Below are 25,147 nucleotides of genomic sequence, written 5' to 3'. Positions count from 1 at the left end.
ATCGCTCCCACCCCGTGATCGCGTTACGTTGGCGCGATGTCCGAACTGCGAACCGATCGCCTTCTCCTGCGCGGATGGCGGAAGTCCGACCTCGCCCCCTGGGCGGCCATGAACGCCGATCCGGAAGTGCGCGAGTACTTTCCGGGTGTCCTCACCCGGGAGCAGAGCGAGGCGTCCGCCGCCCTTTTCCAGGCCGACCTCGAACAACGGGGATGGGGCTGGTGGGCGGTGGAGGTACGGGCCACGGGCGAGTTCATCGGGTTCACCGGGCTGGATCCGGTGGAGGAGGACATGCCGTTCTCCGGGGTGGAGGCGGGCTGGCGGCTGGCGCGTACGGCGTGGGGCCACGGGTACGCCACCGAAGCAGCACGAGCCGCAGTGGACTTCGGCTTCGAACGCCTGGGACTCGCTGAGATCCTCGCGGTGACCACCGCCACCAACCTCCGCTCCCAGGCGGTGATGCGACGCCTCGGCATGACCCGGAACCCGGCCGACGACTTCGACGACCCGGACGTGCCGGAGGGACCACTGAGGCGGAGTGTGGTGTTCCGGCTGGCGGCGCGTTCCTCGTAGCGCGTCTCTATGGGTCGCTGGGGTCAGCCTGCGCCGACGCAAGTTCGATGCCACGGATTCTGCGGAGCCAGCCGACGAACAGCCGCAGCGCGATTCCGCAGCCGGCACACCAGCCCCAGCCCTCGGTGACCAGCGCGTGCAGGCCGTCCTTGTGCTGGATGTACAGGATCTGCGCACCGACGGCCAGCGCGATGAAAGCGTGTGTGCGTGACTCCGCCGACAGCAGCCAGTCCACGGGCATCCACAGCGGCGCCAAGAAGTCGCGGAGGCGCATACGGAGCGCCGCCCAGAGGAAGCCGATGGCGTAGCGCATTCTGCGACGCGGCGACAGGACGACGCCGTTCGCGGGATCGCCGGCCAACAGCGCGGCCCACTCGTCCCGGAGGTGGGCCCTGCGTTCTCCCGCGACGAAGGAGGCGAGGTCCAGAGTCCGAAGGCCGGCCCTGCCGGTGGGAGCGTCCGCGCTCGGAGAAGCCTCGGGCTCTTCCTCCGCGGCCTCCGCGTCCGCCTCTGCCGCCTCCGCAGGGTTGCGTAGAGCGGTGACCAGCAGACCGACTGCGGCGACCAGGATCGCGAACGCCGTTACCGCGCCGAATACCCAGCCTGCGGTGAGCAGGTTCTGGGTGATCGTCAGCTCGGGGGCGAACACCTTCAGGGTGTAACCGACGAGGAGCAGAGCCGCTGCCAGCGTGCCGGCCAGCACCGGCGCCAGCACGGCGGCAACAGCTGCCGCTCCCGCTCCGGCGGGTTCGGCACGCCGCTCGTCCGCGCTCATGCCGTGCCCCCTTCCGACGCTGGGCCCAGCCCGAAGAGTCGCGGCTTCCGCTCCCTGGCCTGCCGGGCCGCACGCTGACCGAGCGCGGTGAGTTCGTAGTAGTACCGCTTCGGCCGCCCCGGGTGCGCGCCTGTCTCCTCGTAGCGCGTGGCCCATCCTGCGTCGACCAGTCGCTCGAGGATGGGGTAAACGGTCCCGGACCCGAGGTCGGACTCCTCACAGATCTTGAGTCCCCACGCGGGATCGTCGGCTGTGGACGCCAGCAACACCTTGATCACCTCAAGTGTCGGGCGTGTGAGACGAATTGACGTCATGTCAGCAGTGAAGCAGCACACCGACCATATGTCGAGTACGAGACTCGGTCGCTCGGCACGCTCCCTACACCTCGGCGCATCAGCCCATGGCCATGGACGCATGGGACGCATGGGACGCATGGGACGCATGGGACGCATGGGACGCATTGGACGCATCCGCACTGCTCATTTAGCGTTCGATACATGACAGAGCGACGCGCGATCCTCAGCGGCTCGACGTTCGAGGAACAGATCGGCTACGCCCGGGCCGTGGTCGACGGTGACTGGGTGCATGTGTCGGGGACGACCGGGTTCGACTACGCCACGATGACGATCTCCGAGGACGTGGTGGAGCAGGCCGAGCAGTGTCTGCGCAACATCGGGGCCGCGCTGGCCGAGGCGGAGTGCGGCTTCGCCGACGTGGTCCGGGTGCGGTATCTGCTGCCCGACCGGGACGACTTCGAACCCTGCTGGCCGGTCCTGCGCCGCGCGTTCGGGGATGTGCGGCCGGCCGCCACCATGCTCATGTGCGGTCTCGCCGACCCCCGTATGAAGATCGAGATCGAGGTGTACGCCCGGCGGCCCCCCACATGATGGCGGCCGCGATCGATCGTGGCCGCCCTCACGGATTCCGCGTGCCTCAGCCCGCGGCCCACCCCACGTAGAACATCCCCAGGCCCACGATCACGCATATGCCCTGGATGGTCCAGAAGCGGACCACGACGAGGACTTCGGACCAGCCCTTGAGTTCGAAGTGGTGCTGGAGCGGGGCCATGCGGAAGACACGCTTGCCGGTCAGCTTGAACGAGCCGACCTGGATGACCACCGACAGCGTGATCAGCACGAAGAGCCCGCCGAGGATGGCGACGAGCAGTTCGGTCCGGGAGCAGATGGCGAGGCCCGCGAGCGCGCCGCCGAGGGCCAGGGAGCCGGTGTCGCCCATGAAGATCTTGGCGGGTGAGGTGTTCCACCAGAGGAACCCGAAGCAGGCGCCCATCAACGCGGCGGCGACGACGGCGAGATCGAGCGGATCGCGGACCTCGATGCAGGAGGCGGGGTCGGTGAGTTCCATAGCGTTGGCGCACGAGTTCTGGAACTGCCACAGACCGATGAAGGTGTAGCCGCCGAAGACCATGACGGACGCGCCGGTGGCGAGGCCGTCCAGGCCGTCGGTCAGGTTCACGCCGTTCGACATGGCCAGGATCATGAAGAGCGCCCATACGACGAACAGCACGGGCCCGATGGTCCAGCCGAAGTCGGTGACGAACGACAGCTTCAGGGAGGCCGGCGTCTGCCCCCGGTCGTCCGCGAACCGGATGGCGAGGAGGGCGAACACGATGCCGACGATCAGCTGGCCGGCCATCTTCGCCCCGGCCCGCAGCCCCAGCGAACGCCGCTTCACGATCTTGATGTAGTCGTCGAGGAACCCGACGACACCCATCCCCGCCATCAGGAACAGCACCAGGACACCGGGGAACGTCGGGCTCTCACCGGTGATGATCTTCGTCAGGGCGTAGGCGACGAGGGTGGCCAGGATGAAGGCGATGCCGCCCATGGTGGGGGTGCCGCGCTTGCCGGCGTGGCCGCGTGGGCCGTCGTCACGGATGAACTGACCGTAGCCCTTTCGGGCCAGCAGCTTGATCAGCAACGGAGTGCCGATCAGCGTCAGGAACAGGCCGATGGCCCCGGCGTACAGGATCTGGTTCATCGGACGGTGGTCTCCCCCTCGGTCGCGTTCTGGTACGCGACTGCCTCACCGGTGTCGCTGGTTCTCACAGGCCCCACCCTATGCAGTCACCTGATCTCCGTACGGCGGTGGGTGGTTGGCGGCGGAACCGGGGTGGACGGCCGTACGCCGCCCCTTGGCCGGCCGCCCCCGCGGCGGTCCGCGCGTCCGGGGCGGCCCAGGACGACTCCCGTCAGGACCAGGAGCAGCCCGCACAGTTGGCGGCCCGTCAGTGTCTCTCCGGCGACCGCCGTGCCGAGGAGCACGCCCGTGACGGGGTTGAGCAGTCCGATCAGTCCCACGGTGCCGGCGGGCAGGTGGCGCAGTCCGGTGAACCAGACCGCGAAGGCCAGCGCGGTGGCGATCAGGGTGACATGGCCGAAGGCGAGGAGCGCCTGTGGGGAGAGGGCGGGCGGCGGGCCCTCCAGGGCGGCGGCCGCCGGGAGGAGGAGCAGGCCTCCGGCGGTGAGTTGCCAGGCGGTCGCGGCGAGCACATCGGTCCCGGCGTTCCAGCGCTTGGTCAGGATGTGGCCGAAGGACGAGACGAGCATGGCGGCGGCCGAGGCGAGGATCCCCGGCACGCTCAGGCCCGCCGCCCCGGTGAGGAGCATGAGGCAGACCCCGCCGAGCCCGATCGCGGCGCCGGCCAGGTGTGCGAGACCGGGCCGCTCGGAGATCAGGGGCCAGGCGATGAGCATCATCGTCAGCGGAGCGAGGGCCATGACGGTCGAGGCGACGCTCGTCGGCAGCAACTGGGAGGCGGCGTAGACGAGGACGAAGAACACGCTCACGTTGAGCAGCCCGAGCAGCGCGGACCGCCCCCACCAGGCACCACGGGGCCGCCGTCGGCACAGGGCCAGCAGGACGAGGCCGGCGGGCAGTGCCCGCAGGGCCGCTCCCCACAGCGGGGTGTCCGCCGGGAGGTATTCGTGGGTGACGAAGTAGTTGGTCCCCCAGGCCACGGGCGCCACCGCGGTCAGCGCCACCCAGCGCGTATTGGCTTCCATGGAAGACAATATAGCTTCCAGGGAAGCTATCCTGGTGGGCATGGACGACCGTCAATCACCGCCGGACCGCGTGGCCCGCATCCAGGCCGACTGGCGCCGCGAGCGGCCCGACGTCGACGTCACCCCGCAAGGAGTGATCGGCCGGCTGCACCGCCTGGCCGACCGGCTCACCGAGGAGCTCTGCCTCGTCTACGGCCGCTACGGGCTCAGCGAGGGAGAGTTCGACGTGCTGTGCGCGCTGCGCCGGGCCGGTGAGCCCTTCGAGCGGGCGCCCGGCGAACTCGCCGCGCACACCATGGTCACCACCGGCGCGATGACCAAGCGGATCGACCGCCTGGAGCGGGCCGGGCTCGTCACCCGCCGTCGCGCGGAGGACGACCAGCGCGGCCGGATCGTCGCCCTCACCAGGCCGGGGCGCGAGCTGATCGACGAGGCGTTCACGGACCACATGCGCAACGAACGCCGCCTGCTGGATCTGCTGACATCGGCCGAGGCCGAATCACTCGAAACGGTGCTCACGGCGTGGCTGTCCCACATGGAGCATCCAGGCCCTTCCGACGGCCGGTGACCCATCGCCCCGGGCGGCGACCCGCCCACCGGCATGGTCACCGCTCCGGCTCCCCCGGCACCGGCCCTCCGCCCGGGCACCCGGCTCGGGCTGAGACACTGCACGTCATGGCCTTCACTCCCGCGCGCGCCCTGCTGATGCTCACCACCGGGCTGACCTGCCTGCTGATGGCGGGCGGCGCCCTCATAGGCGCGCTGATCGGCGGTGGTCTCGTCGCGCTGGGAGCGGCCGTCTGCGCGGGACTCGTCGGGATGGTGGGCTCGCTCATCGTGCGGCGGCGGGCCATGGCGCACTTCGCCATGGCCCAGCGGCAGGCCGGGCAGCGGGGTTACGCCGAGGGCATCGCCCACGGCGTACTCATCCACGTGACCGCCTACGAGGCCGCCGTCTTCCCCCGCACCGGGCCGAACGGCGTCAGCCCCGAGGAGCGGGCGGCCCGCCGCACCATCGCCTACCGCATGGCCGCCCTCGACGAGGTGCCCCAGCGCGTGCGCCTGGCCGCCGCCGACGCCCTCGCCCTCCTCGACAAGACCGACCGGGAGGGCGCCGAGGAAGCCCTCGCCCGCCTCGCCACCACGGTGCGTCTGGAGTACTCCCGGCTGTGACACCCGCTTGTCCCGGCGCGGCGGCGCCCGACTCTCGCGGGTCGGGCGCCGCCGGGCTCAGTGCCCGCTGATCGCCCGGGGCGTGTAGGGCCGCTCCAGCTCTTCGGTCTCCTTCTCCGTGAGGGTGAGGTCCAGGGAGGCCACGGCGTCGTCGAGGTGGTGCGGCTTGGTCGCGCCGACGATGGGGGCGCTCACGGTGGGCCGGCTCAGCAGCCAGGCGAGGGCGACCCGGGCCCGGGGCACACCGTGCTCGCCGGCGATACGGGTGACGGCGTCGACGATCTCGCGGTCGCCCTCCTGGTAGAGGGTCTTGCCGAAGGTGTCGCTCTCGGTGCGTTCGGTGACGGTGCCCCAGTCGCGGGTGAGGCGGCCTCGGGCGAGCGGGCTCCAGGGCAGCGTGGCGACGCTCTGGTCCTCGCACAGCGGGAGCATCTCGCGCTCCTCCTCGCGGTAGAGGAGGTTGTAGTGGTTCTGCATGGACACGAACCGCGTCCAGCCGTTCAGGCGGGCGGTGGACTGCATCTTGGCGAACTGCCAGGCGTACATCGAACTGGCCCCGAGGTAGCGGGCCTTGCCCGCCTTCACCACGTCGTGCAGGGCCTCCATCGTCTCCTCGACCGGGGTGTTGGGGTCGAAGCGGTGGATCTGGTAGAGGTCCACGTAGTCGGTGCCGAGACGCCGCAGGCTGTTGTCGATCTCCGTCATGATCGCCTTGCGGGACAGGCCCCAGGCGTTGGGGCCCTGGTGCATGGCGCCGTTCACCTTGGTGGCGACGACGATCTCCTCGCGGCGCGCGAACTCCGCGAGCGCGCGGCCGACGATCTCCTCGCTGGTGCCGTCGGAGTAGACGTTCGCCGTGTCGAAGAAGTTGATCCCGGCGTCCAGCGCCCGCCGTATCAACGGGCGTGACGCCTCCTCGTCCAGGGTCCACTCGTGCGTGCCTCGGTCGGGCACGCCGAAACTCATGCAACCCACACAGATCCGGGACACGTCCAGACCCGTCGAACCGAGCTTCACGTACTCCATCGTTGCGACTCCTGCCGGTGGGGGTGTGCGGCTGACAAACAGCCTACGAAAGATCAGGTGTGCCGATCCGTCAGATTCGGTACCGCCGCAACGCCGGTGTCACCAGCGCCAGGAGCAGCATGGCGGCCATGACGAGCAGACCGCCGCCGACGACAGCCGTACGGGCGCCGAAGGCCGCGCCGGCGGCGCCGTGCAGGACGTCGGCGAGGCGGGGGCCACCGGCCACGACCACGGTGAAGACGCCCTGCATACGGCCACGCATCTCGTCGGTGGCGGCGGACAGCAGGATGGCGCCGCGGAAGACCATGGAGACCATGTCGGCGACACCGGCGGCGGCGAGGAACAGCACGGCGAACCACAGGCTGGTGCTCAGCCCGAAGCCCGTGACGGCCGCGCCCCAGGCCATGACGGCCGCGATGACCATGAGGCCGTGCCGGTGGGAGCGCGAGAACGTGCCGGACATCAGTCCGCCGACGACGGCGCCGATGGGGATCGCGGCGAACAGCAGGCCCAGGGCGAGGCCTTCGCCGTAGGGCGCGTACGTGGTGTCGGCCAGCTGCGGGAAGAGGGCGCGGGGCATGCCCAGGACCATCGCGATGATGTCGGCGAGGAAGGACAGCAGGAGCACCTTGTGCAGGGCGATGTAGCGGAAGCCCGCGAGGACCTCCCGCCAGCCGGCGCGTCGGGTCGTCGCGGTGTCCCCCGGCGGCAGCGAGGGCAGTTTGTGGACCGCCCAGAGGGTGACGCAGAGAGCCAGCGCGTCGATCAGGTACAGCTCGGCCAGGCCGATGAGCGGGATGAGGGCACCGGCGAGCAATGGCCCGGCCACCAGGCCGAGTTGCATCACGGTCGAGCCGAGAGCGGCGGCCGCGGCCAGTTCGTCGGCGGGGACCAGACGGGCCACGGAGGCGTTGCGGGCGGGTGAGTTGAGGCCGAAGAACGCCTGCTGGAGGGCGAGCAGGGCCATCAGCACCCACACGGATTCGAGGCCGGTGACGGCCTGGACCCAGAACAGCACCGAGGTGACGGCGATACCGGTGTTGGTGACGAGCAACAGGGTGCGGCGGTCCACGCTGTCGGCGATCGCGCCGCCCCACAGCGCGAAGACCACCAGGGGCAGCAGACCGGCGAGGCTCGCGTAACCGACCCAGGCTGAGGAGCCGGTGATGTCGTAGATCTGCTTGGGCACGGCGACGGCGGTCAGCTGACTGCCGACCGCCGTGACGATGGTCGAGGACCACAGGCGCCGGTAGGCGGGGCGGCGCAGCGGGCGCGTGTCCATCGCCCAGCGGCGCCGGCCCCGGCGGGGTGCCTTCTCTGTGTCGTCCTCCGGGGCGGTGTCGTCGCCGGTGCTGCTCCTGGTGGTGTCCACGGGCATCCTGATGCTCGATACATCTTTCGGTACGGACATCACTATCGCGGAGTCCGTTGCCGCCGGGACAGGCGATTTCGCCGCCGTCTCACATGCTGTCGGCGCACCGGCACATCGAGTCGGCTCACGCTCCGGCGATCAGCATGCCTCCGAGCGCCAGCATCGTCACCGCGACGAGGCCGTCGAGGACGCGCCAGGCCGCCGGGCGGGCCAGGAAGCGGCTGAGCAGCCGGGCGCCGAAGCCGAGGGCGGCGAACCAGCACAGGCTGGAGACGGCGGCGCCGAGGCCGAAGGTCCAGCGCAGGGGCCCCTGGTCGGCGGCGATCGAGCCGAGCAGGAACACCGTGTCCAGGTAGACATGGGGGTTGAGCCAGGTCAGCGCCAGACAGGTGAGGACGGCCCGGCGCCGGGAGCCCGCCGTCCCGCTCTCCGTCCGCAGCGCGTCGTCGCCGGGCCGCAGCACACGGCGGGCGGCGAGGACTCCGTAGACCACCAGGAACCCGCCGCCGACCAGGGCGACCGCGGTCAGCGCGCTGGGCCAGGCGACGACCACGGCGCCCACCCCGCCGACGCCGAGGGCGATCAGGAGCGCGTCGGAGAGGGCGCAGATCGCCACCACCGGGAGCACGGCGTCGCGGTGCAGTCCCTGGCGCAGGACGAAGGCGTTCTGGGCGCCGATGGCGACGATGAGGGAGAGGCCGGTGCCGAATCCGGTGGCGAGGGCGGTCATTTCGCTGATCACCCGCTCGACGCTAGGAAATACGCCGCCCTGTGTACAGCTAAAGATTCTTACGTATCATTAGCGACCGTGATGTCTCAGCTTCCGCTCGATCTGGTGCGGACCCTGCTCGCGGTGGTGGACGAGGGCACGTTCGACGCGGCGGCCGGGGCCCTGCATGTGACACCGTCCGCGGTCAGTCAGCGGGTCAAGGCGCTGGAGCAGCGGGTCGGCCGGGTTCTGCTGATCCGGGAGAAGCCGGTGCGGCCGACCGAGTCGGGCGAGGTGATCGTCCGGTTCGCGCGTCAGCTGGCCCGTCTGGAACACGACGCTCAGGACGCGCTCGGCATGACGGGCGCCGGGGAGACCACGCGCGTGTCGATCGCGGTGAACGCCGACTCGCTGGCCACGTGGTTCCTGCCCGCCCTGACCCGGGTGCCCGAGGAACTGCGTCCCTGTTACGAGCTGCTCCGCGAGGACGAGCAGCACACGGCCCGGCTGCTGCGGGAGGGGCTGGTGATGGCCGCGGTCACCTCGGCGCCGGACGCCGTGGCCGGCTGCTCGGTGCGGGCGCTCGGCCGGATACGCTACGTGCCCTGCGCCGCCCCCGCCTTCGCCGAGAGGTGGCTCGGCGTCGGATCGGGTGTGCGGCTGAAGGAGATGATCGCCGACGCGCCGGTCGTCTGCTTCGACCGGCTGGACGAGTTCCAGGACGCGTTCGTCCGAGGCCTGACGGATGGACGCCCGGCCAGTGCCCGACGGCACTACGTGCCGACGTCGGAGGGTTTCATCGACGCCGTGGTCGCCGGGATGGGCTGGGGCATGGTGCCCACCGCGCAGGCCGAACGGCTGCTCGACGCCGGACGGCTCGTCAACCTGGCGCCGGACCGGACCGTGGACGCCCCGCTCTTCTGGCAGCAGTGGAAGCTCGACTCGCCCGCGCTGACGGCCGTGGCGGAGGCGGTCGCCGCCGAGGCCGCCGAGGCACTCGACCCCTGAGGCGCGGGCCGCCCCCTGCCTCAGGATCCGCTTCCGGCGCTGAACGGCCCCTCCAGCGCCGCCCACTGCAGCAGCATGATGGTCTTGGCGTCGGCGATCTCCCCACCGCGGATCATCTCCAGAGCCCGGCGGAAGGGCAGTTCGACGAGCTCGATGTCCTCGCCCTCCTCGTCGAGGCCGCCGCCCTCGTGGGTGCGGGTCGACGGGCCGTACTCGGCGGCGTAGAAGCTCACGCGTTCGGTGACCGAGCCGGGGCTCATATAGATGTCGAAGACGTGCTGGATCTCGCCGATGGTGTGTCCGGTCTCCTCGATGACCTCGCGCCGCACGGCGACCTCGGGATGCTCGTCCTCCTCGTCGAGCAGACCGCCCGGCGTCTCGATGAGCATCCCGTCGGGGTGGCCGTTGACGTAGACGGGGTAGCGGAACTGCCGGGTGAGCAGCACGGTTTCGCGTTCGGTGTCGTAGAGGAGGACGGTGGCGCCGTTGCCCCGGTCGTGCGTCTCGCGCTCCTGGGTGCTCCAGGTGCCGTCGGCGTGCTGGAAGTCGAAGGTCGTGGTGCGTTCCACGTACCAGTGGCTGGACAGCAGTGTCACGTCCCGCACCTTGACCCGGGGGTTGCCGGTGAGGTCCCGGCCGGTGCGGTCGAGTCCGGTGCGGCCCCGGCGGTCCGGGATGTCTACGCCGACGGTCTTGTTGGTCATGTCCGCTTTTACCATTCCGATCAGGACGTTGTCAGGCGCCTCAATTCACCTACCGCGCGCGTCGCTTGGCGGAATCGGGCACTCCGGGACAGCATGCCCGTATGAAGAGCGATCTTTTCTCGAACGAGAACATGGTCCAGTCGGCGTACGCGCCGGGGATGAGCGTGCAGAACGCCAAGTCGATCAAGTACGCCGTCAACGGCGAGATGCTCGCCCGGCAGGGTGCGATGATCGCCTATCGCGGGAACCTGCAGTTCGAACGCAAGGGCCAGGGCGTGGGCGGCATGCTCAAGCGCGCGGTCACCGGGGAGGGTCTGCCGCTGATGGCGGTGCGCGGCCAGGGCGAGGCCTGGTTCGCGCACGAGGCGCAGAACTGCTTCATCGTCGAGATCGAGCCGGGCGACGTGTTCACCGTCAACGGCCGCAACGTGCTCTGCTTCGACGCCTCGCTGTCGTACGAGATCAAGACCGTGAAGGGCGCCGGCATGACCGGCGGCGGCCTGTTCAACAGCGTCTTCACCGGGCAGGGGAACCTCGGTCTCGTCTGCGACGGCAACCCTCTGGTCATCCCGGTCTCGCCCCAGCTGCCGGTGTTCGTCGACACGGACGCCGTCGTGGGCTGGAGCGCCCACCTCAACACCTCGCTGCACCGGTCGCAGTCCTTCGGCTCCATGATCCGCGGTGGCTCCGGGGAGGCGGTGCAGCTGAAGCTGGAGGGCGAGGGGTTCGTGGTCGTACGGCCGAGCGAGCTGACTCCGCAGAAGGCGCAGCAGCACTGAGAAAGCGGGCGACGAGGGAGCCTGGGCCGCCGACGGACCACCGACAAGCACATCCGAACGTGCTTTCGAATCTGAAGTACGCTGCATGTATGGCCATGCACCTCCAGGGCTCCCTCTTCGACCAGTCCGACGACCTTCGCCTCGGCCCCCTCGACGGGCTGCGCCGGCGTGAGCTGGGTGCCGGGGCCTGGGTCGATCTGCTGCCCGGGTGGCTCGGCGGGGCCGACGCGCTGTTCACGCGGCTCGCCGAGGACGTGCCCTGGAAGGCGGAACGCCGGCACATGTACGAGCAGGTCGTGGACGTACCCCGGCTGCTCGCCTTCTACGGCGCCGAGGACACCCTCCCGCACTCCGTCCTGGACGAGGCCCGCGAGGCGCTCTCCGACCACTACGCCACCGAGCTGGGCGAACCCTTCGCCACGGCGGGCCTGTGCTACTACCGCGACGGCCGGGACAGTGTGGCCTGGCACGGCGACCGGATCGGGCGGGGCGCCCGGGAGGACACGATGGTGGCCATCCTGTCCGTGGGCGACCCCCGCGATCTGGCCCTGCGTCCGCACGGCGGCGGGGAGACCCTGCGGTTCCCACTCGGCCACGGCGATCTGATCGTGATGGGCGGCTCCTGCCAGCGCACCTGGGACCACGCGGTACCCAAGTCGACGCGGGCGGTGGGGCCGCGCATCAGCGTCCAGTTCCGCCCGCAGGGCGTGCGCTAGGGACGCCCCGAGGCGGGCTGCTTCCGGCCGGCGAGGGCCCGCGACTGCGACGTCCGCGCCAGCTTCGGGCCCAGCCACCGTTTGAGGCGGCGCAGGGCTTCCAGACGGCTCGCGGCGCGGTCGAGGCGGTAGTAGAGCTGCGGCGGCACGTACGGCAGCAGCGGGGAGTGCCGCTGGCCGAGGAGGGCGAACATCTGCTCCGGGGGGAGCTCGATGTAGCGCTGGATGTTCTCGTACCACTGCGCGCTGTAGCGGGCCGCGCTCTGCAGCCGCAGGAGCTCGGACTTGCGGCGCCGCTCGTACGCGGCGAGCGCGGCCTCCGTCTCCGGGTGGGCGGCGAGGGCTTCGGCCAGACAGATCGCGTCCTCCAGGGCGAGGGTGGTGCCGGCGCCGATGGAGTAGTGCGTGGTGTGGGCGGCGTCGCCGAGCAGGACGACGTTGCCGTGGTGCCAGGCACGGTTGGTCAGGGTGCGGAAGTTGAGCCACCGGGCGGTGCCGTCGTCCTGGGCCCGGCCCAGGAGCGGATGGCCGTCCAGGATGTCGGCGAAGAGCTTCTCCAGCAGGGCCAGCCCGTCCGCCTCGCCCAGACGGTCCAGGCCCAGGCCGCTCAGCGTCTTCGGGGAGCACTCGATGACACAGGTGCTCTGCTCGTGGCTGAACGGGTAGGCGTAGGCCCAGATCCAGCCGTGGTCGGTCTCCTGGAAGGAGAAGGTGAAGGCGTCGTGGACCTTGGTGGTGCCGAGCCAGATGTAGGCGTTGCGGCCGCGTGCGATGTCGCTGCCGAAGCGGCCGGCGTACCGCTCGCGCACCGTGCTGTTGACGCCGTCGCCCGCGACGACGAGGTCGGCGTCCGGCAGGGCGTCGGCGGTGATCTCGTGCTCGTACTCCACGCGTACGCCGAGGGCCCGGGCCCGTTCGGCGAGCAGTTCGAGCAGGCGGCGCCGGCCGATGCCGAAGCCGTCGTCGCCGGGCTGGACCGTCGTACGGTCGCGGACGTGAGCAACCCCGCTGTTCCAGGTGACGGAGTTCTCGCTGATGGCGAGGGCCGTCTCGGGGTCCTTCTCGCGGAGCTTGTCCAGGAGCTCGGACCAGTAGGTCACGCCCCAGCCGTACGTCGATCCGGCCGGGTTCCGTTCATGGACGGTGATGTCGTGGGACGGGTCCTGCCGCTTCATCAGGATCGAGAAGTACAGGCTTGCGGGTCCTCCGCCGACGCACGCGATCTTCACGCACACTCCCATTTCGCTGCGCAAAGCGATCAATTGACCACGAAGAGTAGCAGCGCGAGAGCGGTGCGGCTTCGCGCCACTTTGTCCGCGTGACCCCGGCCGCTCGCTTCACGCCGACGCAGCAAGGTCATCGGCGATCCGCATGTCCGACATCACCCGCCGCCACGCGCTCGGAGCCGCGGTCGCGGCGGCCGTGACCGCCGGTGCCCCGCTCACCGCCGCGGCCGCCCACGACGGCCACGTCAGTCACGGCGGGCCGAGGTGGATTCCGTGCTCGCGATGTCCACGAGGGTGCATGTCCGGGTGGGCGGGCAGATGGGCACCGGGGTCTTCCCCAACGACCCGGACTTCTGGCTCCATCACGTGTTCGTCGACGAGTTGTGGGCCGACTGGCGACTCCTGCGCCCGGCGTCCCCGTATGCGCACGTTGATCGGCGGGGGACTTGGGTACCCGCGTCGGACGCGGCCGAGGTGATCGGTCGCGACCGCGACGCAAGCGATGTGAGGAGGCGACCGATGACGCAGATCGAGGAGTCCATCGAGGTCCAGGTCCCCGTGCGGACCGCCTACAACCAGTGGACGCAGTTCGAGACGTTCCCCGAGTTCATGAGCGGCGTCGAGCGGATCGAGCAGCGTTCGGACACGCTCACGCACTGGGTGACCAAGGTGGACGGCGTGCACCGGGAGTTCGACGCGGAGATCACCGAGCAGATCCCGGACGAGCGGGTCGCGTGGACGACCGTCGCGGGTGAGGCCCGGCAGGCCGGCGTCGTCACCTTCCACCATCTCGCCCAGGGGCGCACGAAGGTGATGCTGCAGATGGACTTCCAGCCCGAGGGTGTCACCGACAAGGTGGCCGACACGCTGGGCGTCGTGAAGCGGCAGACCAAGGGTGACCTGAAGCGCTTCAAGGAGTTCATCGAGGAGCGCGGCCGGGAGACCGGCGAGTGGCGCGGCGCCGTCGTGTGACGCCCACGCCTCTCCCGTCCCGGTCGTCCCGTACTACTGGGCTCCGGTGGTCTCCGCCGTACGGCACTCCGGGTGGCCCCAGCCCTGGTCGTTCTTGGCGATGGGCTCGCCCGCGGCGTAGGGGCGGCCGCACAGGCAGCGGCCGGGGAACTTCGCCTTGATGGTGCGGGACGAGGATGCGGACGAGCCGTTCCGGGCGCCGGGCCTGCCCGACTTCCCCGGCTTCCCGGGCTTCTTCGCCGTGGCGCGGCGGGCCGGAACCGTGTCGGGCGCGGCCGGCGGCTCGGGGGAGCCCAGCTCGGTGCCGGCGGGCTCCTGGACGGTGGCCGCCTGGCTCGCCGCGCGGTCGGCGAAGTCGTTCAGGCGGTCGCCGTCGACCTGGTGGGCGGGGACGTAGCGGAACTCCACGGAACGGCCGGCGAGCAACTCGTCGATACGGACCACGAGTTCCTGGTTGGCGACCGGCTTGCCGGCGGCCGTGCGCCAGCCGTTGCGCTTCCAGCCGGGCAGCCAGGTGGTGACCGCCTTCATCGCGTACTGGGAGTCCATCCGGATCTCGATCGGCACGGCCGGGTCGGTGGCCGCCAACAGCCGCTCCAGGGCGGTGAGTTCGGCGATGTTGTTGGTGGCCCTGCCCAGCGGGCCGGCCTCCCAGCGCGAAGGGATCTCGTCGTCCTCGGCGACCACCCAGGCCCAGCCCGCTGGTCCGGGGTTTCCCTTGGAGGCTCCGTCACAGGCGGCCACAACACGTTCCGGCATGGCCTCGATCATGCCATGCGCGGCGGTGTGGGACCGTCCACGGGTTCCACACCCCCGCTCACACCTCTGCGTCCCCTCAGTCCACGTCCGTGAGCGCCGGCATCTCGCCCTGCGTGTTGGTGACGTCGATGACCGAGAACGACGCGCCCTGCGGATCGCTGAGCGCCGCGAAGCGGCCGAAGGGGGTGTCCATCGGGCCGAAGCGCAGGATGCCGCCCAGCTTGGTGGCCTTGGCGACCGCGTCGTCGCAGTCGGCGACGGTGAAGTACACGTTGATGTACGACGGCACCTCGGGCGGGAAGTCCTTCTCGGTCATCTGCATCCGGCCGAGAAGCGGGTTCGCCCCGAGGTCGAAGACCCGGAAGTCCATGTGGGGGTTCTCGGGGTCCTCCATCTGCTTGACCCGGTACGGGAAGACGGCGGGGAAGAACGCGTCGGACTTCTCGGGCTCGCGCGTGAAGATCTCGGCCCAGACGTACGCGCCGGGCACCCCCATGGCCTCGAAGCCCTCGTGGACGCCGGCCTGCCAGACGCCGAAGACGACACCGTCCGGGGAGCGGGCCAGCAGCATGGACCCGAAGTCCCCGACCTGCATGGGTTCCATCAGCAGTTCGCCACCGTTGTCACGGATCTTCGTCGCGGTGGCGTTCACGTCGGGCGAGGCGAAGTACAGGCACCAGGCGGACTGCCCCTCCTGCCCGGGCATCGGCGGGACGACGGCGGCCACCGCCTTGCCGTCCGCGTACGCCTGTGTGTAGTTGCCGTACTCGGAGGACGCCTCGCCGAACGTCCAGCCCAGTACGTCGCCGTAGAAATTCTTCGCCCCCTCGACGTCGCTGAACATCGCGTCGGCCCAGCAGGGCGTTCCCTCGGGATGTGCGGCCATGACTGCCACTCTCCTCGGTTCGACAGGTGGTTTCCCCGGCTCTCACGCTAGCCAGGAGCTGCCCCGGACGCGCGCCGAACCGGACAGACCACGTGAAACCAGCACGACATCCATGAGGCGGGACCACTGCTGTGCGTCGTCTGATAATTTCAGCGGCGCTCGCACCTCCGTTCGCCTCGACTCGTCAGGTGGATCCATGTCCGGCCGGCCCTTCAGACGTACGGCGATGCCGTGCGCCCGGAGCCGGTCGGCGCGCCTGGTGCTCGTGGTCTCGTTGGCCCTGACCACGTTCGTGTTGTTCTGCGCGGGCTCGCCTCCCGGTGACGGTCCGCAGCAGCGTCCGCATTCGGTGTCGGCGCCGGTGGAGGAGCGGTCGGTCGCCGCGCGGGCGGGCCATGTGGAGGGTGACCCCTGCGAGCACGGTCCGGGTCGGCACGGCTGCCACTCCTCCGACCCGCGAGCGGTTCTCGGCCAGGTGCCGTTGCCCGGCGCGGACCACACCGCCGCGCCCTGGCAGCCCGCGACGGCTCCTGCCCTGGTCGCGTCCGACGGCTCCGGGGAGCCGGGGCGGGCCCGCCCTCCCGATCTCCACGAACTGCAGTTGCTCCGCGTCTAGGCCGGCCCCGGCCCCGCGTGACAGACCCAAGACGACTCGCAGGACCGCCCTGCCCGTGCGGCACGGCGGGGAGAAGGACGATCCCCATGGCTTCATCCAAGTCCAAGGCAAAGAACAGCGGACCGAAGGGCAGGAGCAACAGCCCGAAGGCCAGAGAGGCGGAGCGGCGCGCCCGCGTCGAGGCGATACGCAAGGCCGAGCAGGCCCGTGAGCGGCGTATGCGCCTGATCACGCTGGGCGTCACCGGCGTGATCCTCGCCGGGCTCGTCGGCGGCGGCTGGTACCTGATCGGCTCCGCCCAGGAGAAGGAGGAGGCGAAGGCCGCCCCGATCGACGGCGTGAAGAGCTGGTCGAAGCTCAGTCAGAACCATGTCGCCGAGACGGTCGACTACAAGATGAGCCCGCCGGTCGGCGGCGACCACAACCAGGTGTGGGTCAACTGCGACAAGCAGGTGTACACCAAGGCCGTGCCGAACGAGAACGCCGTGCACGCGCTGGAGCACGGCGCCGTCTGGATCACGTACAACGACAAGGCGGCCAAGGCCGACGTCGAGTCGCTGAGCAAGCTCGTGACCAACACGACGTACACCTTCATGAGCCCGTACGAGGACCAGTCCTCGCCGATCGTGCTGAGCGCGTGGGAGCACCAGCTGAAGGTGGACAAGGCGTCCGACCCGAAGGTCCAGAAGTTCCTCGACAAGTATGTGCAGGGCGAGCAGACGCCGGAGCCGGGGGCCGCGTGCTCCGGCGGTATGACGCCGTGACCTGACCGCGTGCGGGGCGTCCGGCGGGGCCGGGCGCCCTCGTGGCCGACACGGGTCTTCCCCCCGGCCCCCGGCTGTGCTTGCCTGGGGAACCGTTTCGATGGCCGGGGCGGGAGTCGCCGTATGCGCAAGCCGTGGATCGTGGGAGTGGCGGGGGCGGTGCTCGCCGCGCTGTTGCTCGGCGCGTGCGGGGACCCGGAGTCGGCGCCCGAGGAGGCACCACCGTCGGCCGCGGCACCGGACCCGTCCCCGACCACGCGTCAGCGGGCCGCCACCGCGTCCCCCGACGCCGGCGCGCCGAAGCCGGCGCCCAAGGTGCTCTATCTCGGGGACTCGCTCGCCATGGAGAACCAGAAGGTCCTCGGCGAGTTACTGCAGGACGACCTCGACGCCCGTTACACGAGCGCCCCGTACTCGGGCACCACCCTGTGCGACTACCTGGAGGGCACCGCCGACCGGTCGCTCGTCCCGACGAAGGACAAGGCGGCCGCGCTGGTGCGCCGGCTGAGCCCGGACTACGTCGTGCTTCAGTTCTGGGGCAACGCGTGGGACTACACGCCGTGCATGGGCGGGATCACCTACGACAAGGCCCGCGCGAAGTACTTCGAGCGGTACACGGCCGCCGCCGAACAGCTCACCGAGCAGATCGCGAACGCGGGCGGCACGCACCGGCCGAAGATCGTGTGGGTGCTCCAGGGCCCGGACCCGATCACCCCGGACCGGGTCCGCCGGGTGAACGCCCTGTACGAGAAGCAGGCCAGGGCCTCCGGTGACCTCGTCGCCGACGCCGGCAGGGCCGTGAGCCCCGCCTCCGACCGCTACACCTGGACCCAGTACCTGCCGTGCACCGCGTACGAACGCGAGCACGACGGCTACTGCACCCGGCCGGGCCAGGACCGCACGGCCCTCCACCACGACAAGGACTATCTCCACTTCTGCCTGGCCCCGACGACGTCGAAGCCGAAGCCGTGCCCGGTGCTCTCGCCGGGCATCACTCGGATCGCGCGGGAGATCACGCGGGTGATCAGCGAGGCGAGCACCTGAGACGCCGCCGAAGCAATCCCGGTCGGCCTCCGAGTGATCACTTGTGGCCGATCCCGGGAACCCGGAGGATGACGCTCATGTCCGAAGCCCCTGACATCGCGACGGCCTGGCACTGGCTCCTGGAACGCAGGCCCGGGACGCGGGGCGCCACGCACGACGCGCTGCCCGTCGTCGTCGAGGCCGCATACGCCGAGCCAAGCCTGCGCGCCCTCTACCCGTTCCCCACCCACGGCACGCTGCACTTCTTGCGCAGCGCCCCGCCGTGGCCCGACTCGGACCACGACGAGGCACCGTTCATCCTGTACGGCGGGCCGCCGTACCAGGTCTACTCCTCCCGCTACACCGATCTCCTCGGCGAGTGCGCGACCCCCGCGGAGGCCGCCGCTCTCGTGGTGAGCCACCTGCCCGCGCATGCGGGCGGGGAGCCGGGCGTCTAGACCTCCTCGGAGGCGCGCTCCTCCTCGGGGTCCGCCGGCGCCTGCTGCCGCTCCGCCTGCTTCTTCGACGCCCACAGGCTGGTCGCCGTCGTCACCGCGAGGACCAGGACGATGAAGCCGAGCGAGAAGGGGATGGAGATCTCCGGTACGTGGACGCCGGACTCGTGCAGGGCGTGGAGGACGAGTTTGACGCCGATGAAGCCGAGGATGATCGACAGGCCGTAGGAGAGGTGGACGAGCTTCTTCAGGAGGCCGCCGATGAGGAAGTACAGCTGGCGCAGGCCCATCAGGGCGAAGGCGTTGGCCGTGAAGACGATGTACGGGTCCTGGGTGAGGCCGTAGATCGCGGGGATGGAGTCGAGGGCGAAGAGGACGTCGGTGGAGCCGATCGCGAGCATCACGACGAGCATCGGCGTCATGACGCGCTTGCCGTTCTCCTCGATCCACAGCTTGGTGCCGTGGTACCGGTCGGCCACGCCGAATCTCTTCTCCACCGCCTTGAGGAGCTTGTTCTCCTCGTACTCCTCCTCGTGGCTTCCCTTGCGGGCGTCCTCGACCAGCTTCCAGGCGGTGTAGATCAGGAACGCGCCGAAGATGTAGAAGACCCACGAGAAGCTGGAGATGATCGCCGCGCCGGCCGCGATGAAGATCGCGCGGAGCACCAGCGCCACGAGGACGCCGACCATCAGAACGCGCTGCTGGTACTGCGAGGGCACGGCGAACTTCGCCATGATCAGGACGAAGACGAAGAGGTTGTCGACGCTCAGGGACTTCTCGGTGATGAAGCCGGCGAAGAACTCTCCCGCGGGCTTGCCTCCGCCGACGGCCAGCACGCCCAGGCCGAACGCGATCGCCAGGGCGATCCAGACGGCCGACCAGATGCCGGCCTCCTTGATCGACACGTCGTGGGGTTTGCGGCCGATGAAGAAGTCGACGGCGACGAGGACGCACAGGGCCACGACGGTGAGCAGCCAGGTGGTCAGGGAGACGTTCACGGTTCCTCCGGGTACGGACGGTGCAGAGGAAAGCCTCACCGGCCGCCATTGCAACCGCTACCCGGCGCGGGTAAAGAACTGCCGAAATCCCGGTATGTGCCCTGGCGGGAGGCCCTCCCACGGGAGCCGCCCACCAGGGTGAGGGGGTGTCCGGGGTCGGCTATTCGCCCGCGTACGCCTTCCGTAGCTCGGCGAGGTCGAGTTTGCCCATCGGCATCATCGCCGCGAACACGCGCGCCGACTTCTGCGGGTCCGGGTCGCTGACCATGTCGAGGAGTGCGGCGGGTTCGACCTGCCAGGACACGCCGAACCTGTCCTTGAGCCAGCCGCAGGAGCCGGGTTCGCCGCCGCCCTCGGTGAGGCTTTTCCAGTAGTAGTCGATCTCGTCCTGGTCCTCGCAGAGGATCTGGAAGGAGATGGCCTCGGTGAACGTGAACTGCGGGCCGCCGTTCAGCGCGATGAACTGGTGCCCGTTGGCCACGAACTCCACGGTGAGCACGGATCCGGCCGACTGGGGCATGTCTTCGCCGTAGTGGGTGACCCTGCCGATCCGGGAGTTCTTGAAGATCGAGACGTAGTATGCGGCCGCTTCCTCGGCCTGGCCGTCGAACCACAGGCACGTGGTGAATCCGTCGCTGGGCATGTGCGCCTCCTCGGGCGGGGTAGGTCGTCATCTGTGTCGACCGATCCTGGTCCGGAAACTCATCGGTGGCGCGGGCACGCGTCACGGCGGGCGGGGGACGGGCGGGCGGCGCTCTGCTGTCGGCGAATCTGCCACGGGCAGAGAAAGTCCAGGTGAGCGGCGGTTTTTGGGGAGAGTGCAGGCAGCGGCCATCGAGGTCGCGTCAATCCTCAGGGAGGAACCGTGGCTCCACTGATCACCGGCTGGGCGCCGACGCTCGCCCCGCGTGCGGAGGAGGGCGACACCCCGCCGTCACGCTTCGACGACCATCTCGCCGCGCAGTTGCTCGCGCAGCGGATCGTCCTGCTCGGCACCCAGGTCGACGAGGTCTCAGCGAACCGGGTCTGCGCGCAGTTGCTGGTGCTGTCGGCGGAGGACCCGCGCACCGACATCAGCCTGTACATCAACAGCCCGGGCGGTTCGGTGACCGCGGGCCTCGCCATCTACGACACGATGCGGCTGATCCCGAACGACGTGGCGACGCTGGCGATGGGCTTCGCGGCGAGCATGGGCCAGTTCCTGCTGAGCGTGGGCACGCACGGCAAGCGGTTCGCGCTGCCCAACGCGCGGATCATGATGCACCAGCCGTCGGCGGGCATCGGCGGCACCACCGCGGACATCGAGATCCAGGCGGAGAACCTGGAGTTCACCAAGAGGGCCATCGAGCGGATCACCGCGGAGCACACCGGCCAGTCCGAGGAGACGATCTCCCGGGACGGCGACCGCGACCGCTGGTTCACGGCCGAGCAGGCCAAGGAGTACGGGATGGTCGACCGGGTCGTCGAGTCGCTCGACGACGTACGGCCGGCCGCCACCCGCCGACGGATGGGGCTGCAGTGATGGGGACCTACACCATTCCGAACGTGGTCGAGCGGACGCCGCAGGGCGAGCGGTCGTACGACGTGTTCAGCCGGCTGCTGTCCGAGCGGATCATCTTCCTGGGCACGGAGATCGACGACGGGGTGGCGAACGTCGTCATCGCGCAGCTCCTGCATCTGGAGTCGTCGGCGCCGGAGAGCGAGATCGCGGTCTACATCAACTCGCCCGGGGGGTCGTTCACTTCGCTGATGGCGATCTACGACACGATGACGTTCGTGCAGGCGCCGATCTCGACGTTCTGCGTGGGGCAGGCGGCCTCGACGGCGGCGGTGCTGCTGGCGGGCGGGGACCCCGGGCGGCGGTTCGTGCTGGAGCATGCGCGGGTGCTGCTGGGGCAGCCGGCGAGTGGGGGCCGGCAGGGGACGGTCTCCGACCTCGCCCTTCAGGCCAAGGAGATGGTGCGGATCCGGGCGCAGGTCGAAGGGGTTCTCGCGCGGCATACGCATCGTGAGGTGGGGGAGCTGCGCGCCGACATGGATCGGGACAAGGTGTTCACGGCGGAGGAGGCGGTCGCCTACGGACTGGCGGACGAGGTGTTGGGGCGGCGGGTGGTAGGGGGCTGAGGGCCCGCCTACTGGGTGGGGGGCTTCTGTTGTGTGGCGACCGCGGGTTTGTACGTGGTTGCTCGCGCAGTTCCCCGCGCCCCTTCAGGGCGCGGGTGCTCAGGCGGCGACGAGGCACAGCCCGTTGTAGGGGACGGTGGTCGTCCTGCGCGTGGTGGTCGCACTGCGGGCGCGTGTCGTCTCGCGCGTCAATTCGGTCTGAGCCAGGGACAGCAGGTCTCTCAGGCTCAGGCCGAGGGCCTGGGCGGCGGCCGCGAGGACTTCTGATGAGGCCTCCTTGCGGCCGCGTTCCACCTCGGAGAGGTACGGCATCGAGATCCGGGCCGTGTCGGCCACGTCCTTCAGTGTGCGTTCCTGGGCGAGCCGTTCGCGGCGGAGGACGTCGCCGACGAGGTCGCGCCACAGGGGTTCCTTGGCGGGTGGGCCGGCCGGAGGGGCCGCTGCCGGGCGCAGGGGGATGACGCGGGCTTCGTTCGACGTTTGTTGGCTCACCCCTTCAGCCTAGGAACTCCGGGCGCGGCGGGAAGAGGTGGGCGTTCCGCCCTCAGGGAAATCCCGGTCCGGGGTGTCACTGGCCGATGCGGCCGTCGATGCGTTCGCGCAGGAAGTCGGCGTGGCCGTTGTGGCGGGCGTACTCCTCGATCATGTGGACGAGGACCTCGCGGAGGGCGATGGGCTCGTCGTCGTGGCGGCCGGTGACACCGAGGTCGGGGGCCGCGGCGACGAAGCGCTCGGCGAAGTCGACCTCGGAGCGCCAGGTCTTCCAGGCGTCGGCGACGGCCTCGGGGTCGGCCACGGCGCCGTTGAAGTCCCCGTCGGGGTCGTCACCGGCGCGGTAGTGGCGTGGCACCGGCCGGCCCGCCAACGCCTCGCGGAACCAGTACTGTTCGACGCCGGCCAGATGGCGTACGAGCCCCAGCAGCGACATGGTGGACGGCGGCACCGAGCGGCGGGCCAGGGCCTCGGCGTCGAGCCCCGCGCACTTCAGCTCCAGCGTCAGCCGTTGGTCGCGGAGGTATCCGACCAGGGTGGCCCGCTCGCCCTCGTAGCCTCCTTCGCCGCGCGGATCCCCTTCGGGGCCGACGAACCTGTCGCCCCACCCGGGCTTCCGCTCCGGCAGGGGCTGTTCGTCGGGCCGCGTCTGCTCATCACTGTCACTCATGCGGAGGAGCATCGGCGGTCGTCGCGGTGGTGCGCCACCGCTTTTCCGCCGGTCAGCCCTTCCGGTTGCTCCTGGTGGGCATCAACTGCTCGCGCAGCACGGTCAGTTGGTGGGAGGTGTCGACGGCCCGCGTCTCGTCCAATGTCGTCAGGGCGAGGAGCAGCACGTCCGCCACGACGAGCGCGGTGAGCGCCTCCGAGGTGATGCCCGTGGGCGTGTGGGGGGCGGTGAGGACGGCGTCGACGCGGTCGCCGAACTCCTCGCCGAGTTCGTCGGTGACGAGGACGACCCGGGCGCCGACCGCTCGCGCGCGTTCGACGAGCACGGTCAACTCGTGCAGGGCGCGTCCCGGCTGGAAGATCACCACGGCGTCGCCCTGACGCAGCGCCAGCAGATGGTCGGCGAGCGCGAAGCCGGTGGCGCCGGAGAAGCGGGACCGGCGGTCGATGCGGCCGAGCGCCAACGACAGGTGGCGGGCGGCCGGTTCGGAGGCGGCGATCCCGAAGCAGTGGATCTCGCCGGCGTCGGCGAGCGCGGCCACGGCGGCGCGGAGGGCGTCCGGTTCGGTCAGGCGGCGGGTCTGGTCGATGCGCTCCTGGGCCTCGTCGAGCACATCGCGCCAGATGCCGTCGAGGTCCGGGCCGACATGGGCGATGCGCTGCTTCAGCCGCACCTCGGGGGCGACGGCCGAGGTGAAGCCGGAGGCCAGCTCGCGCTTGAGGGCGGGCAGACCGGCGTAGCCGAGGCGCTGGAGCGCGCGGACCACGGTGGCGTTGCTGGTCCCGCTGGCTGTGCCGAGCTCCTGGGCGCCGGCGAAGAGGAGTTGCTCGACGGGGGCGCTGGCGAGGTACTGGGCGACCGCGCGCTCGGAGGCGGAGAGGCTGTCCCAGTGGTCACGGACCGCCGCCCGGAGCCGGGCCAGGCCCTCGCCGAGATCCCCGTGATCTGAAATTTTCATTACAGACATTGACTTCCTTGTGACGGCCATTACTCTCCTGAGCAACGCATTCCAAGAGGAGAGATTCCCGTAACCGACGTTACAGCACGTCGGCGGTACGGGCATCTCTCCGTCGCGAGGAGAAGAATGGCATCCCCCTCTGCCCCGGCAGCTCCCTCATCCCGCTCCCTCCCCCTGGTCGAGATCTCCGGCGCTCCCCTGGAGCGCGGACGGCAGTACGGCGAGGCCGTGCGGCCCCAACTGCACGCGGCGCTCGCCTACTACGAGGAGGCCTTCGGTCACGCCGCCGGACTGACCTGGGACCAGGTCACCGCCCGCGCGGCCCGCTGGCAGGAACCGGTGGACTCGTACGCACCCCACCTGTTGGAGGAGATGCGGGGCATCGCCGACGGGGCGGGCGTGACGCTGCTGGACGTGCTGGCGCTCAACGCCCGTGGCGAGGTCCTCTACGACGAGTCGTTCGCGAAGATGTCCGCGCCCGAGTCGGGGACGGAGACGGTCGCCGAGGAGCGGGTCGAAGGGTGCACCTCGTTCGCCCTGTACGGGCCCGCCAGCGGTGACGGTCATGTGTGGGCCGGGCAGAACTGGGACTGGCGGGCGGGTGTGGGCGACACCGTCATCATGCTGCGGATCGTGCAGCCGCCGGCGCCAACGCTGATCATGCAGGTCGAGGCCGGGCAGATCGGCCGCCAGGGCGCCAACTCGGCGGGCATCGCGCTCAACGCCAACGGTCTGGGCGGGCGGTTCGACGACACGGTCGGCCTGCCGCAGACGGTCGTACGCCGCGGCGTGCTGGACCAGACGAGCATCACGGACGCCCTCGACGTGCTGTGCCGCACCCGTGCGCACATCGCCTCCAATGCGCTGCTGACCTGCCGCGAGGGCTTCGCCGTCGACCTGGAGACGACGCCCGCCGGGCACGGCTGGATGCACGCGCAGGACGGGCTCCTGGTGCACGGCAACCACTACCAGGCGGGTGTCCCCGCGGCCATCGCCGCCGGCTACCGCCCGTTGTCCTCGGACTCGCTGGTGCGCGTACCCCGCGCCGAGCAGGGGCTGAGGGCGCTGCGTGGGTCCACCGGGCCCGACGAGTCCCGCAAGCTCATCAAGCAGGCCATGTCCGACCACCTCGGACTGCCCGAGTCGCTGTGCACCCACCCCGACACCCGCAGGCCCGTCGTGGAGCACTGGACCACGCTGGTCTCCTCCTGCGTGGACCTGACCAGCGGCGACTACCACGTGACCGCGGGCACCCCCTGCGACCGCGACTACCAGCACCTGCCCTGGAACCTCTACGACGGCCCGCACGGCACCCCCTCCACCGACTGTCCCAGCTGAGAGCA

At 70.3% G+C, this 25,147-nt stretch carries 31 protein-coding genes and 1 pseudogene; 16 read left to right on the top strand and 16 right to left on the bottom strand.

Annotated elements, in window-relative coordinates; genetic code table 11:
• Nucleotides 1-36 precede the first annotated feature (36 nt).
• Nucleotides 37-573 (top strand): GNAT family N-acetyltransferase, encoded by a 537-nt coding sequence (locus JIX56_RS44960; protein WP_257549855.1) that lies wholly within the window; start codon nt 37-39, stop codon nt 571-573.
• 7 nt (nt 574-580) lie between these two features.
• Here JIX56_RS44960 and JIX56_RS48245 read toward each other — a convergent pair whose 3' ends face one another.
• Both JIX56_RS48245 and JIX56_RS44950 read right to left on the bottom strand, forming a co-directional pair.
• Nucleotides 581-1,348: a hypothetical protein gene (locus JIX56_RS48245; protein WP_443032000.1), complete on the bottom strand. Its 768-nt coding sequence runs from the start codon at nt 1,346-1,348 to the stop codon at nt 581-583.
• Nucleotides 1,345-1,662, bottom strand: coding sequence for a PadR family transcriptional regulator (locus tag JIX56_RS44950; protein ID WP_257549853.1), 318 nt, complete (start codon nt 1,660-1,662; stop codon nt 1,345-1,347). The genes JIX56_RS48245 and JIX56_RS44950 overlap by 4 nt, the downstream gene beginning before the upstream one ends.
• Nucleotides 1,663-1,845: 183 nt before the next feature.
• Here JIX56_RS44950 and JIX56_RS44945 point away from each other — a divergent pair, with 183 nt between their 5' ends.
• Nucleotides 1,846-2,235: a RidA family protein gene (locus JIX56_RS44945; protein WP_257549851.1), complete on the top strand. Its 390-nt coding sequence runs from the start codon at nt 1,846-1,848 to the stop codon at nt 2,233-2,235.
• Between the two features lie 46 nt (nt 2,236-2,281).
• Here JIX56_RS44945 and mraY read toward each other — a convergent pair whose 3' ends face one another.
• Nucleotides 2,282-3,349, bottom strand: a complete 1,068-nt coding sequence (gene mraY / locus JIX56_RS44940; RefSeq protein ID WP_257549850.1) for a phospho-N-acetylmuramoyl-pentapeptide-transferase — start codon at nt 3,347-3,349, stop codon at nt 2,282-2,284.
• A gap of 86 nt (nt 3,350-3,435) precedes the next feature.
• A complete protein-coding gene (locus JIX56_RS44935; protein WP_257549849.1) occupies nt 3,436-4,374 on the bottom strand; it encodes a DMT family transporter in 939 nt (312 codons plus the stop codon).
• Between the two features lie 40 nt (nt 4,375-4,414).
• Between JIX56_RS44935 and JIX56_RS44930 the strand changes: the two genes are divergently transcribed.
• Together JIX56_RS44930 and JIX56_RS44925 are read left to right on the top strand one after the other, a co-directional pair.
• The gene (locus JIX56_RS44930) at nt 4,415-4,942 is read left to right on the top strand and encodes a MarR family winged helix-turn-helix transcriptional regulator (protein WP_257549848.1); all 528 of its coding nucleotides are present in this window, start codon (nt 4,415-4,417) and stop codon (nt 4,940-4,942) included.
• Between the two features lie 107 nt (nt 4,943-5,049).
• Nucleotides 5,050-5,547 carry a hypothetical protein gene (locus JIX56_RS44925; RefSeq protein ID WP_257549846.1) on the top strand — a complete coding sequence of 166 codons (498 nt, stop codon included), beginning with the start codon at nt 5,050-5,052 and terminating at the stop codon, nt 5,545-5,547.
• A gap of 57 nt (nt 5,548-5,604) precedes the next feature.
• Here JIX56_RS44925 and JIX56_RS44920 read toward each other — a convergent pair whose 3' ends face one another.
• The 3 genes from JIX56_RS44920 to JIX56_RS44910 form a co-directional block, all read right to left on the bottom strand.
• A complete protein-coding gene (locus JIX56_RS44920) occupies nt 5,605-6,573 on the bottom strand; it encodes an aldo/keto reductase (RefSeq protein WP_257549844.1) in 969 nt (322 codons plus the stop codon).
• 70 nt (nt 6,574-6,643) lie between these two features.
• Nucleotides 6,644-7,951, bottom strand: a complete 1,308-nt coding sequence (locus JIX56_RS44915; RefSeq protein WP_443031999.1) for an MFS transporter — start codon at nt 7,949-7,951, stop codon at nt 6,644-6,646.
• Between the two features lie 118 nt (nt 7,952-8,069).
• Nucleotides 8,070-8,675: a LysE/ArgO family amino acid transporter gene (locus tag JIX56_RS44910; protein WP_443032088.1), complete on the bottom strand. Its 606-nt coding sequence runs from the start codon at nt 8,673-8,675 to the stop codon at nt 8,070-8,072.
• A gap of 78 nt (nt 8,676-8,753) precedes the next feature.
• On the opposite strand from JIX56_RS44910, the gene JIX56_RS44905 reads away from it, so the two are divergent.
• The gene (locus JIX56_RS44905; RefSeq protein WP_257549838.1) at nt 8,754-9,662 is read left to right on the top strand and encodes a LysR family transcriptional regulator ArgP; all 909 of its coding nucleotides are present in this window, start codon (nt 8,754-8,756) and stop codon (nt 9,660-9,662) included.
• Nucleotides 9,663-9,682: 20 nt separating this feature from the next.
• On the opposite strand, the gene JIX56_RS44900 is transcribed toward JIX56_RS44905, so the two are convergent.
• Entirely contained in the window at nt 9,683-10,366 is a 684-nt protein-coding gene (locus JIX56_RS44900; RefSeq protein WP_257549836.1) for an NUDIX domain-containing protein, read from the bottom strand.
• Between the two features lie 101 nt (nt 10,367-10,467).
• Between JIX56_RS44900 and JIX56_RS44895 the strand changes: the two genes are divergently transcribed.
• Nucleotides 10,468-11,145, top strand: a complete 678-nt coding sequence (locus JIX56_RS44895) for an AIM24 family protein (protein WP_257549834.1) — start codon at nt 10,468-10,470, stop codon at nt 11,143-11,145.
• Between the two features lie 89 nt (nt 11,146-11,234).
• On the top strand, nt 11,235-11,861 hold the full coding sequence (locus tag JIX56_RS44890) for an alpha-ketoglutarate-dependent dioxygenase AlkB (RefSeq protein WP_257549832.1): 627 nt from the start codon (nt 11,235-11,237) through the stop codon (nt 11,859-11,861).
• Here the strand turns inward: JIX56_RS44890 and JIX56_RS44885 are convergent.
• Complete coding sequence (locus tag JIX56_RS44885) at nt 11,858-13,090, bottom strand: FAD-dependent monooxygenase (protein ID WP_257549830.1); 1,233 nt, start codon at nt 13,088-13,090, stop codon at nt 11,858-11,860. The two genes, JIX56_RS44890 and JIX56_RS44885, sit on opposite strands and share 4 nt — an antisense overlap.
• Nucleotides 13,091-13,369: 279 nt before the next feature.
• Here JIX56_RS44885 and JIX56_RS44880 point away from each other — a divergent pair.
• Together JIX56_RS44880 and JIX56_RS44875 are read left to right on the top strand one after the other, a co-directional pair.
• Nucleotides 13,370-13,474 (top strand): annotated as a pseudogene (locus JIX56_RS44880) (tyrosinase family protein); the annotation flags it as partial.
• Between the two features lie 132 nt (nt 13,475-13,606).
• Complete coding sequence (locus tag JIX56_RS44875; protein ID WP_257551486.1) at nt 13,607-14,059, top strand: SRPBCC family protein; 453 nt, start codon at nt 13,607-13,609, stop codon at nt 14,057-14,059.
• 33 nt (nt 14,060-14,092) lie between these two features.
• Here the strand turns inward: JIX56_RS44875 and JIX56_RS44870 are convergent, their stop codons facing one another.
• Both JIX56_RS44870 and JIX56_RS44865 read right to left on the bottom strand, forming a co-directional pair.
• Nucleotides 14,093-14,830, bottom strand: a complete 738-nt coding sequence (locus tag JIX56_RS44870) for a ribonuclease H family protein (protein WP_257549828.1) — start codon at nt 14,828-14,830, stop codon at nt 14,093-14,095.
• 64 nt (nt 14,831-14,894) lie between these two features.
• Entirely contained in the window at nt 14,895-15,704 is an 810-nt protein-coding gene (locus JIX56_RS44865; RefSeq protein ID WP_257549826.1) for a VOC family protein, read from the bottom strand.
• Nucleotides 15,705-15,900: 196 nt separating this feature from the next.
• Here JIX56_RS44865 and JIX56_RS44860 point away from each other — a divergent pair, with 196 nt between their 5' ends.
• From JIX56_RS44860 to JIX56_RS44845, 4 genes are all read left to right on the top strand, one after another.
• Complete coding sequence (locus JIX56_RS44860; RefSeq protein ID WP_257549824.1) at nt 15,901-16,320, top strand: DUF6153 family protein; 420 nt, start codon at nt 15,901-15,903, stop codon at nt 16,318-16,320.
• 86 nt (nt 16,321-16,406) lie between these two features.
• On the top strand, nt 16,407-17,084 hold the full coding sequence (locus tag JIX56_RS44855) for a DUF3105 domain-containing protein (RefSeq protein WP_257549823.1): 678 nt from the start codon (nt 16,407-16,409) through the stop codon (nt 17,082-17,084).
• 123 nt (nt 17,085-17,207) lie between these two features.
• A complete protein-coding gene (locus tag JIX56_RS44850; protein ID WP_257549821.1) occupies nt 17,208-18,128 on the top strand; it encodes an SGNH/GDSL hydrolase family protein in 921 nt (306 codons plus the stop codon).
• A 77-nt stretch (nt 18,129-18,205) separates the two neighbouring features.
• Nucleotides 18,206-18,565 (top strand): DUF6193 family natural product biosynthesis protein, encoded by a 360-nt coding sequence (locus JIX56_RS44845; RefSeq protein WP_257549819.1) that lies wholly within the window; start codon nt 18,206-18,208, stop codon nt 18,563-18,565.
• On the opposite strand, the gene JIX56_RS44840 is transcribed toward JIX56_RS44845, so the two are convergent.
• Together JIX56_RS44840 and JIX56_RS44835 are read right to left on the bottom strand one after the other, a co-directional pair.
• Nucleotides 18,562-19,560 carry a TerC family protein gene (locus JIX56_RS44840; protein ID WP_257549818.1) on the bottom strand — a complete coding sequence of 333 codons (999 nt, stop codon included), beginning with the start codon at nt 19,558-19,560 and terminating at the stop codon, nt 18,562-18,564. The genes JIX56_RS44845 and JIX56_RS44840 overlap by 4 nt on opposite strands.
• Nucleotides 19,561-19,720: 160 nt before the next feature.
• Nucleotides 19,721-20,203 carry a VOC family protein gene (locus tag JIX56_RS44835; RefSeq protein WP_257549816.1) on the bottom strand — a complete coding sequence of 161 codons (483 nt, stop codon included), beginning with the start codon at nt 20,201-20,203 and terminating at the stop codon, nt 19,721-19,723.
• Between the two features lie 222 nt (nt 20,204-20,425).
• Here JIX56_RS44835 and JIX56_RS44830 point away from each other — a divergent pair, with 222 nt between their 5' ends.
• On the top strand, nt 20,426-21,082 hold the full coding sequence (locus JIX56_RS44830; protein ID WP_257549814.1) for an ATP-dependent Clp protease proteolytic subunit: 657 nt from the start codon (nt 20,426-20,428) through the stop codon (nt 21,080-21,082).
• The gene (locus JIX56_RS44825) at nt 21,082-21,684 is read left to right on the top strand and encodes a ClpP family protease (protein ID WP_257549812.1); all 603 of its coding nucleotides are present in this window, start codon (nt 21,082-21,084) and stop codon (nt 21,682-21,684) included. The genes JIX56_RS44830 and JIX56_RS44825 overlap by 1 nt, the downstream gene beginning before the upstream one ends.
• A gap of 99 nt (nt 21,685-21,783) precedes the next feature.
• Here JIX56_RS44825 and JIX56_RS44820 read toward each other — a convergent pair whose 3' ends face one another.
• The 3 genes from JIX56_RS44820 to JIX56_RS44810 all read right to left on the bottom strand — a co-directional run bounded on the left by JIX56_RS44820 (nt 21,784) and on the right by JIX56_RS44810 (nt 23,804).
• A complete protein-coding gene (locus JIX56_RS44820; RefSeq protein ID WP_306819917.1) occupies nt 21,784-22,176 on the bottom strand; it encodes a helix-turn-helix domain-containing protein in 393 nt (130 codons plus the stop codon).
• A gap of 76 nt (nt 22,177-22,252) precedes the next feature.
• Entirely contained in the window at nt 22,253-22,858 is a 606-nt protein-coding gene (locus JIX56_RS44815; protein ID WP_257549810.1) for a DinB family protein, read from the bottom strand.
• 40 nt (nt 22,859-22,898) lie between these two features.
• Nucleotides 22,899-23,804 (bottom strand): MurR/RpiR family transcriptional regulator, encoded by a 906-nt coding sequence (locus tag JIX56_RS44810; protein ID WP_257549808.1) that lies wholly within the window; start codon nt 23,802-23,804, stop codon nt 22,899-22,901.
• A gap of 126 nt (nt 23,805-23,930) precedes the next feature.
• Between JIX56_RS44810 and JIX56_RS44805 the strand changes: the two genes are divergently transcribed.
• Nucleotides 23,931-25,142, top strand: a complete 1,212-nt coding sequence (locus JIX56_RS44805) for a C45 family autoproteolytic acyltransferase/hydolase (RefSeq protein ID WP_257549807.1) — start codon at nt 23,931-23,933, stop codon at nt 25,140-25,142.
• Nucleotides 25,143-25,147: the final 5 nt, after the last annotated feature.

The sequence above is a fragment of the Streptomyces sp. CA-210063 genome (assembly GCF_024612015.1).
Classification (GTDB): Bacteria; Actinomycetota; Actinomycetes; order Streptomycetales; family Streptomycetaceae; genus Streptomyces.
Note: the sequence above shows the minus strand (reverse complement) of the source record. Positions and strands in the feature narration are given on the sequence as shown.

What these genes read in the sequence shown, in the direction of transcription:
- JIX56_RS44960 (WP_257549855.1), top strand. Translation starts at nt 37, where the DNA reads ATGTCCGAACTGCGAACCGATCGCCTTCTCCTGCGCGGATGGCGGAAG.
- JIX56_RS48245 (WP_443032000.1), bottom strand. Translation starts at nt 1,348, where the DNA reads ATGAGCGCGGACGAGCGGCGTGCCGAACCCGCCGGAGCGGGAGCGGCA.
- JIX56_RS44950 (WP_257549853.1), bottom strand. Translation starts at nt 1,662, where the DNA reads ATGACGTCAATTCGTCTCACACGCCCGACACTTGAGGTGATCAAGGTG.
- JIX56_RS44945 (WP_257549851.1), top strand. Translation starts at nt 1,846, where the DNA reads ATGACAGAGCGACGCGCGATCCTCAGCGGCTCGACGTTCGAGGAACAG.
- mraY (WP_257549850.1), bottom strand. Translation starts at nt 3,349, where the DNA reads ATGAACCAGATCCTGTACGCCGGGGCCATCGGCCTGTTCCTGACGCTG.
- JIX56_RS44935 (WP_257549849.1), bottom strand. Translation starts at nt 4,374, where the DNA reads ATGGAAGCCAATACGCGCTGGGTGGCGCTGACCGCGGTGGCGCCCGTG.
- JIX56_RS44930 (WP_257549848.1), top strand. Translation starts at nt 4,415, where the DNA reads ATGGACGACCGTCAATCACCGCCGGACCGCGTGGCCCGCATCCAGGCC.
- JIX56_RS44925 (WP_257549846.1), top strand. Translation starts at nt 5,050, where the DNA reads ATGGCCTTCACTCCCGCGCGCGCCCTGCTGATGCTCACCACCGGGCTG.
- JIX56_RS44920 (WP_257549844.1), bottom strand. Translation starts at nt 6,573, where the DNA reads ATGGAGTACGTGAAGCTCGGTTCGACGGGTCTGGACGTGTCCCGGATC.
- JIX56_RS44915 (WP_443031999.1), bottom strand. Translation starts at nt 7,951, where the DNA reads ATGCCCGTGGACACCACCAGGAGCAGCACCGGCGACGACACCGCCCCG.
- JIX56_RS44910 (WP_443032088.1), bottom strand. Translation starts at nt 8,675, where the DNA reads ATGACCGCCCTCGCCACCGGATTCGGCACCGGCCTCTCCCTCATCGTC.
- JIX56_RS44900 (WP_257549836.1), bottom strand. Translation starts at nt 10,366, where the DNA reads ATGACCAACAAGACCGTCGGCGTAGACATCCCGGACCGCCGGGGCCGC.
- JIX56_RS44895 (WP_257549834.1), top strand. Translation starts at nt 10,468, where the DNA reads ATGAAGAGCGATCTTTTCTCGAACGAGAACATGGTCCAGTCGGCGTAC.
- JIX56_RS44890 (WP_257549832.1), top strand. Translation starts at nt 11,235, where the DNA reads ATGGCCATGCACCTCCAGGGCTCCCTCTTCGACCAGTCCGACGACCTT.
- JIX56_RS44875 (WP_257551486.1), top strand. Translation starts at nt 13,607, where the DNA reads ATGACGCAGATCGAGGAGTCCATCGAGGTCCAGGTCCCCGTGCGGACC.
- JIX56_RS44870 (WP_257549828.1), bottom strand. Translation starts at nt 14,830, where the DNA reads ATGATCGAGGCCATGCCGGAACGTGTTGTGGCCGCCTGTGACGGAGCC.
- JIX56_RS44865 (WP_257549826.1), bottom strand. Translation starts at nt 15,704, where the DNA reads ATGGCCGCACATCCCGAGGGAACGCCCTGCTGGGCCGACGCGATGTTC.
- JIX56_RS44860 (WP_257549824.1), top strand. Translation starts at nt 15,901, where the DNA reads ATGTCCGGCCGGCCCTTCAGACGTACGGCGATGCCGTGCGCCCGGAGC.
- JIX56_RS44855 (WP_257549823.1), top strand. Translation starts at nt 16,407, where the DNA reads ATGGCTTCATCCAAGTCCAAGGCAAAGAACAGCGGACCGAAGGGCAGG.
- JIX56_RS44850 (WP_257549821.1), top strand. Translation starts at nt 17,208, where the DNA reads ATGCGCAAGCCGTGGATCGTGGGAGTGGCGGGGGCGGTGCTCGCCGCG.
- JIX56_RS44845 (WP_257549819.1), top strand. Translation starts at nt 18,206, where the DNA reads ATGTCCGAAGCCCCTGACATCGCGACGGCCTGGCACTGGCTCCTGGAA.
- JIX56_RS44835 (WP_257549816.1), bottom strand. Translation starts at nt 20,203, where the DNA reads ATGCCCAGCGACGGATTCACCACGTGCCTGTGGTTCGACGGCCAGGCC.
- JIX56_RS44825 (WP_257549812.1), top strand. Translation starts at nt 21,082, where the DNA reads ATGGGGACCTACACCATTCCGAACGTGGTCGAGCGGACGCCGCAGGGC.
- JIX56_RS44815 (WP_257549810.1), bottom strand. Translation starts at nt 22,858, where the DNA reads ATGCTCCTCCGCATGAGTGACAGTGATGAGCAGACGCGGCCCGACGAA.
- JIX56_RS44810 (WP_257549808.1), bottom strand. Translation starts at nt 23,804, where the DNA reads ATGAAAATTTCAGATCACGGGGATCTCGGCGAGGGCCTGGCCCGGCTC.
- JIX56_RS44805 (WP_257549807.1), top strand. Translation starts at nt 23,931, where the DNA reads ATGGCATCCCCCTCTGCCCCGGCAGCTCCCTCATCCCGCTCCCTCCCC.